Origin of the sequence: Cellulomonas sp. IC4_254, assembly GCF_011603975.1 — a bacterium.
In the GTDB taxonomy this organism is placed as follows: domain Bacteria; phylum Actinomycetota; class Actinomycetes; order Actinomycetales; family Cellulomonadaceae; genus Cellulomonas.
This window is the reverse complement of sequence record NZ_JAANNB010000215.1, coordinates 1-6,278: the sequence shown is the minus strand read 5'-3', so window position 1 is coordinate 6,278 and position 6,278 is coordinate 1. Positions and strand designations below refer to the sequence as shown.

Here is a 6,278-nt window from a genome sequence, read left to right as displayed (position 1 = left end):
GGGCGGTGACGGCAACGGCACGGCGCCGGCCGCCGCCGTGCCGTTGCCGTCACCGCCCTCTGCGCCGCCCTGGTCGGCGGGGTCGCCGCGGGTGTCGTCGTGCAGCTGCGGGCCGACGCCCGCGCCACCGCCTGGGAGCACGCCCGGGAGCGGGTCGCCGTGCAGGAGGCCGCCCGGCTGGTCGACGAGGCGTTCCTCGCCGACGTCCGCGCTGCCGGGTCGGTGGCCCGCTACGACGCCCTCGTCGCCGACGCGGTGCGGGACGCCGGCACGGTCGTGGCCGCCGCGCGCGCCGCCGCCGACGCGTCCCCGCACGCCGGGGATGCCGCCCTCGCGGCCCTGCGCACCGCCGCCGACGCCGCCCAGCGCGCCGCCGACAGCGTGGGGACCGGGGTGAGCCCGGCCGCGCTGCGCACCGCTGTCGCGTCCGTGGCGGCCCCGCAGCGCGCCGCCGTCGACGCCGAGGCCGCGTGGCAGGCCGCGGAGGCCGCCCGGATCGCCGCCGCGGAGCAGGCCGCCGCCGAGGCCGCGCAGCGCGCCGCCGCCCAGCGGTCCGCCTCGCCGCGCACGACGACCGGCGCCCGGTCGAACCGCGCCCCCGCGCCCGTCTCCGGGGGAGGCGCGTCGGCACCCGCCGCCCCGGCCGCGGCGTGGGCCCCGGGGGTCTCCTCGTACGGCGTCGGCGGGCTCGGTGCCGCGCTGAACGCCGCGCGCGCCGCGAACGGGCTGCCGGCGCTGTCGGTGTCGGCCTCGTCGTCGCTGGCGGACCACGCCGCCGCGATGGCCGCCGCGGGCAGCATCTGGCACTCCGGCAGCGACCACATCGTCGGCTGGGTGCAGCCGGTGAGCGACGGCCAGATGATCACGGCCTACCTGAACTCGCCGGGCCACCGGGCGTGGATCCTCAAGGCCGACAGGTCGTCCGTGTCGATCGGCGCGGTGACGATCAACGGCCGGCTCTACACGGCGATGCGGTTCTCCTGACGGCCGCGCGTCAGCGCAGCGCCTGGGTGAGCCGGTCGAGCGCGAGGTCCAGGTCGCCGGCGTCGACCACGAGGGGCGGCGCGAGCCGGATGGTCGACCCGTGCGTGTCCTTGGCCAGCACGCCGAGCCCGAGCAGCCGCTCGCACAGCTGCCGGCCGGTCATCCGCGCGGGGTCGACGTCGAGCCCGGCCCACAGCCCGACGCCGCGGCTGCCCACGAGCAGCCCCGTGTCGACCAGGGTGGCGAGCCGGTCGTGCAGGTGGGCGCCGAGGGTGCGGGCGCGCTCCTGGAACGTGCCGGGCCGCAGCAGGTCGACCACCGCGATGCCGACGGCGCAGGCGAGCGGGTTGCCGCCGAACGTCGACCCGTGGGTGCCCGCGGTCAGCACGCCGAGCACGTCCGGCCGCCCGACGACGGCGGACACCGGCAGCACGCCGCCGCCGAGCGCCTTGCCGAGCGTCACCAGGTCGGCGCGCACGTCCCACAGCTCCAGGGCGAACGTCGTGCCGGTGCGGCCGAGGCCCGACTGGATCTCGTCGGCGATCAGCAGCACGTCCGCCTCGTCGCAGATCGACCGCACCGCCGGCCAGTAGCCCGCGGGCGGGACGACGACGCCCTGCTCGCCCTGGATCGGCTCCAGCAGGACGGCGACCGTGGTCTCGTCGACCGCGTCCCGCAGCGCCTCGGCGTCGCCGAACGGCACGACCCGGAACCCGGGGGTGTGCGGGGCGAAGCCGTCGCGCGCCTCGGGGTCGGTGGAGAACGACACGATCGTCGTCGTCCGGCCGTGGAAGTTGCCGGCCGCGACGACGATGGTCGCGCGCTCGGGGGCGACGCCGCGGACGTCGTAGCCCCACTTCCGGGCCGCCTTGATCGCGGTCTCGACCGCCTCGGCGCCGGTGTTCATCGGCAGCACCATCGGCTGCGGACCCGCGGCCCCGGCGTCGCCCGCACCGGCCACGACCGGCCGCGCCAGGTCGGACAGCGCCTGGGCGAACGGGTGGAGCAGGTCGTGGTCGAACGCCCGGGACGACAGGGTCAGCCGGTCGAGCTGTGCCTTGGCCGCCCCGATCAGCGCCGGGTGCCGGTGCCCGAAGTTCAGCGCGGAGTACCCGGCGAGCAGGTCGAGGTAGGTGCGGCCCTCGGCGTCCCGGACCCAGGCGCCCTCGCCAGTCGTGAGCGTGACCGGCAGCGGGTGGTAGTTCGGCGCGAGCGGGCCCGCGGCGGCGCCCTCGGCGTTCCGGCTGGGGATCGTGGCGGTCATGGCGGTCACCTTCCGGGCCGGGGCGGGCGCGGCCGGGACGCCCCGGCCGGCCGAGGGGTCAGCGGGCGGGGCGGATCTCCAGCGTGCAGCACTTGGCACCGCCGCCGCCCTTGAGCAGCTCGCTGGTGTCGACCGGGATCGGCCGGAAGCCGCGGTCGGTCAGCTGCGCGGCGAGGGCGGTCGCGCCGGGGGCGACGACGACGTTCAGCCCGTCGCTCACCGCGTTGAGCCCGAGGCACGCGGCGTCGGCCTCGGAGGCGATCACCGCGTCCGGGTAGCGGCGCTCGAGCTCCGCGCGGGACGCGTCGGAGAACGCCGGCGGGTAGTACGCGATCTGCTCGCGGCCGGCGGTCGAGTCCAGGACGGCCAGCGCGGTGTCCAGGTGGTAGTAGTGCGCGTCGACCAGCTCCAGGGTGACGACCTCGCGGCCGGTGACCCGCGCGAGCTCGTCGTGCGAGGAGCGGTCGGTGCGGAAGCCGGTGCCGGCCAGCAGCACGTCGCCGACGCCGAGGATGTCGCCCTCGCCCTCGTTGACCTGCTCGGCGGTGTGCGTGACGTAGCCGTGGTCGGCGAACCACTTCTCGTACGCCGGCCCCTCGGGCTGCCGCTCCGGGTAGCGGAACTTCGCGGAGTAGACGAGGCCGTCGACGATCGTCGCGCCGTTGGCGGCGTAGACCATGTCCGGCAGGCCCGGGATCGGGTCGATCGTCTCGACCGTGTGGCCGAGGGACTCGAAGGTGTCCTTGAGCACCGTCCACTGCTGCACCGCGAGGCCCGCGTCCGTGTACCGCGTCGAGTCCATCCACGGGTTGATCTCGTACGAGACGGTGTAGAACGTCGGCTCGCACATCAGGTAGTGGCGACGGGTCTGCTGCGGGGTCGCGGGCATGGTGCTCCTCGAGGTGTCCGGGGACGGCGTGGTCGGACGTCGGGCCGCCTCGTCGGGGCGCGTCCGGGCAAGCCTACGATCGACCCGCGTGGCACATCATGGCGCGACGTTGCGCAGCCACCACCGGTTCGTTGCGCGATCGGGCCCTTAGGCGGCGGTTCGTTGCGCGCCGCCCTCGGCCTCGCGCACCGCGCGGTCCAGGACGAGCCGCAGCATCGCGTCCACGAGCAGCGCGCCGAGCCAGCGGGTCGCGGCCGGCGGCAGGCCGCGCAGGTGCACCGCCTCGCTCCAGGTGACCCGGGCGGACGAGCCGACCGCCTCGACCTCGATCCGGGCGGTCCCGAGCAGCACCGGGCCGAGCTTCTGGAACACCGCGACGCCGGGGACCGCCCCGAGCGGGCGCTCGTAGCGCTCGATCCGCATCCGGTCGACCAGGCCGGGGCCGCCGCGGCGCGCGGTCGGGCCGCTGACCGCGAGGATCTGGTCCCCGACCTCCGGCGCGGTGCGGCCGGGCCAGCGCTCCCAGCCGGGGCCGGCGGCGTCCTCGGTCGGGCGCGTCAGGTCGACCCGGGTCAGCGGGACCCACCGGGTGTGGTGCCGGGCGTCGGCGACGAGGTCCCAGGCGCGCTCGGCGTCGAGGGGCAGCACCCGGGACGCGCGCGCCCACGGCGTGCGGTCCCGGTCTCGCGTGATCATCGTCGCCCTCGTCCCGTCGGTGCGGCGCGCGCGGGGTGGGGCGGCTCGCCCCGCGTCGACCCCGGGCGCGTCCCGTCATCCTCCCCTCTGGGATCGTCACCCGTCGCTCCGAACTGCGGTGCCCGGGGTCCCTGCTGGGTGCAGGCACCCAGACGCGCCCGGGTGAAAGCACCGGGGTACCCTCGGGGCCGTGCAGACGAGGACGCTGGGCAGGACAGGACGGGACGTCTCCGTGGTGGGGCTGGGCTGCTGGCAGCTCGGCGCCGACTGGGGCGAGGTGGCCGAGGACGACGCGCTGGCCGTGCTGGCCGCCGCGGCCGACGCGGGGGTGACGTTCTTCGACACCGCGGACGTCTACGGCGACGGGCGGAGCGAGACGCTGATCGGGCGGTTCCTCCGGGAGCGCTCGGCCGACGCCCCGCGGATCACGGTCGCCACCAAGATGGGCCGGCGCGCGGACCCGCACGTCGCCGAGGCGTACACGCTCGACGCGTTCCGCGCCTGGACCGACCGGTCCCGGTCGAACCTCGGCGTCGACACCCTCGACCTGGTGCAGCTGCACTGCCCGTCGAGCGTCGTGCTCGACCGGGACGCGACCTACGACGCGCTGGACACCCTGGTCGACGAGGGCCGGGTCGCCGCCTACGGCGTGTCCGTCGAGACCGTCGACGAGGCGCTGACCGCGATCGCCCGCCCGCACGTCGCGACGATCCAGATCATCCTCAACGCGTTCCGCCGCAAGCCGCTCGAGCGGGTGCTGCCCGCGGCCGCCGAGGCCGGCGTCGGGATCATCGCCCGCGTGCCGCTCGCGTCCGGGCTGCTGTCCGGGAAGTACGACGAGCACACCGAGTTCGCCGCGACCGACCACCGGTCGTACAACCGGCACGGCGAGGCCTTCGACGTCGGCGAGACGTTCTCCGGCGTGCCCTTCGAGGTCGGCGTCGCCGCCGCCCGCGAGGTCGCCGCGCTCACGCCGGCGGGGGCGACCACGGCCCAGCTCGCGCTGCGCTGGATCGTGGACCAGCCGGGCGTCTCGACGGTCATCCCGGGCGCGCGCAACGCCGAGCAGGCCCGCGGCAACGCGGACGCCGCCCGGGTCCCGTCCCTGGACGACTGGACCCTGGACCGCTTCCGCGAGATCTACGACGAGCGCATCCGCCCCCACGTCCACGACCGCTGGTGAGCGCGCCTGACCCGCTGACCCGCTGACCCGTTGGCCGAGAGGGCAGGAGATGTCCCTTCCCGCGCAGGGAGGGGGACGTCTCCTGCCCTCTCGGCGAGTGCGGGCAGGGGTCAGCGGCGGCCGAGGAACCGGCGGGGCTGCTCGATCAGGCGCGGGGCGCCCTCCGTCGCCTCGACCACCAGGACGCTGTCGGTCCAGCGGTCCGGCGGCGGGCCGAACGCCTTGCGCGCGCCCTGGATGACGGTGCGCCCGAGGGCCCGGCCGCCGGTGATGCCGATGACGGCCCCGACACCGAACGGCACCATCCGCCCGAGCGCCAGCCCGCCCTGCCGCGCGAGCTGCTTGCGGAACAGCTGCCGGGTGAGCCGGGCGTTGACCCGGCGGATCGTCCCGGTCGGCATCCGGGTCAGCAGCGCCCGGGCGACGTTCAGGCCGCGCAGGCCGGTGAGCTCGCCGACGTCGGTGACAGCCTTGGCGCCGGACTCGCCGAGGATGGTGGCGAGCAGCAGCGCGCGGCGGCGCTCGGCGTCCTCGACGTCGATCCCGTGCACGCTCGCGACGGCCAGGGAGAACGCCGCGGACGCGCCGAAGAACGTCGCGACGTCGCCGATGGTCAGCGCCATCGCGACGCCGGTGCCGACCGCCGGGGCGGCCGCCGCGGCGCCGACCGCGCCGCCGGTGCCCTGGACGACGAGCAGGTACTCGCGCTCGAGCAGGCCGATGATCTCCGCGGGCGTGCCCTCGGGGTTGCGGCGCCGGACCGAGTCGACGTGGGCGTGGATCGTGGCGGACGGGATCGTCACGGCCCGGTCCAGGGCCGCGTCGACGATCGGGGTCCGGCGCAGCGCCATCACTCGCCCGTGATCTCGAGGTCGACGGCCGCCCCGGCCTTGAGCGTGTTGCCGACGGTGCAGTGCTGCTCGACGGCGCGGTGCACGACGCGCAGCAGCCGCTCCTTGGTGGCCTCGTCGAGACCGGACAGGTCCACGACCATCCGCTCGTGCAGCTCGGGGTACCGGTCCTCGGGCTTGAAGTTGTCGCCGCTGACCTCGACGGTGACCGCGACGTCGTCGCCGAGCCGGTGGCTCAGCGCGGTGTCGGCGGACATGCCGGAGCAGCCGGCGAGCGCGATCTTCAGCAGCTCGCCCGGGGTGAAGACGGCGCCGGCCTCGGCCGGGCCCATCAGGACCTCGGCACCGCGCTCGTTGCGCCCGGTGTAGGTCCGGGTGCCGGTGCGCTCGACCCAGAGCCGGGACGGCGGG

At 76.3% G+C, this 6,278-nt stretch carries 7 protein-coding genes; 2 read left to right on the top strand and 5 right to left on the bottom strand.

The window, feature by feature from the left end:
* The first annotated feature begins 99 nt into the window (after nt 1-99).
* Entirely contained in the window at nt 100-984 is an 885-nt protein-coding gene (locus G6556_RS16425; protein WP_166943828.1) for a CAP domain-containing protein, read from the top strand.
* 10 nt (nt 985-994) lie between these two features.
* Here G6556_RS16425 and rocD read toward each other — a convergent pair whose 3' ends face one another.
* The 3 genes from rocD to G6556_RS16410 all read right to left on the bottom strand — a co-directional run bounded on the left by rocD (nt 995) and on the right by G6556_RS16410 (nt 3,833).
* Nucleotides 995-2,248, bottom strand: coding sequence for an ornithine--oxo-acid transaminase (gene rocD, locus G6556_RS16420; RefSeq protein WP_166943827.1), 1,254 nt, complete (start codon nt 2,246-2,248; stop codon nt 995-997).
* Between the two features lie 58 nt (nt 2,249-2,306).
* Nucleotides 2,307-3,137, bottom strand: a complete 831-nt coding sequence (ddaH, locus tag G6556_RS16415) for a dimethylargininase (protein ID WP_166943825.1) — start codon at nt 3,135-3,137, stop codon at nt 2,307-2,309.
* Between the two features lie 147 nt (nt 3,138-3,284).
* Nucleotides 3,285-3,833, bottom strand: a complete 549-nt coding sequence (locus G6556_RS16410) for a hypothetical protein (protein ID WP_166943823.1) — start codon at nt 3,831-3,833, stop codon at nt 3,285-3,287.
* A gap of 190 nt (nt 3,834-4,023) precedes the next feature.
* Between G6556_RS16410 and G6556_RS16405 the strand changes: the two genes are divergently transcribed.
* Complete coding sequence (locus tag G6556_RS16405) at nt 4,024-5,016, top strand: aldo/keto reductase (RefSeq protein ID WP_166943821.1); 993 nt, start codon at nt 4,024-4,026, stop codon at nt 5,014-5,016.
* A 110-nt stretch (nt 5,017-5,126) separates the two neighbouring features.
* Here the strand turns inward: G6556_RS16405 and G6556_RS16400 are convergent, their stop codons facing one another.
* Both G6556_RS16400 and G6556_RS16395 read right to left on the bottom strand, forming a co-directional pair.
* Entirely contained in the window at nt 5,127-5,867 is a 741-nt protein-coding gene (locus G6556_RS16400; protein WP_166943819.1) for a hypothetical protein, read from the bottom strand.
* Nucleotides 5,867-6,278, bottom strand: a 412-nt coding sequence (locus tag G6556_RS16395) for an OsmC family protein (protein WP_240934634.1), incomplete at its 5' end; no start/stop codon positions are given. The genes G6556_RS16400 and G6556_RS16395, both read right to left, overlap by 1 nt.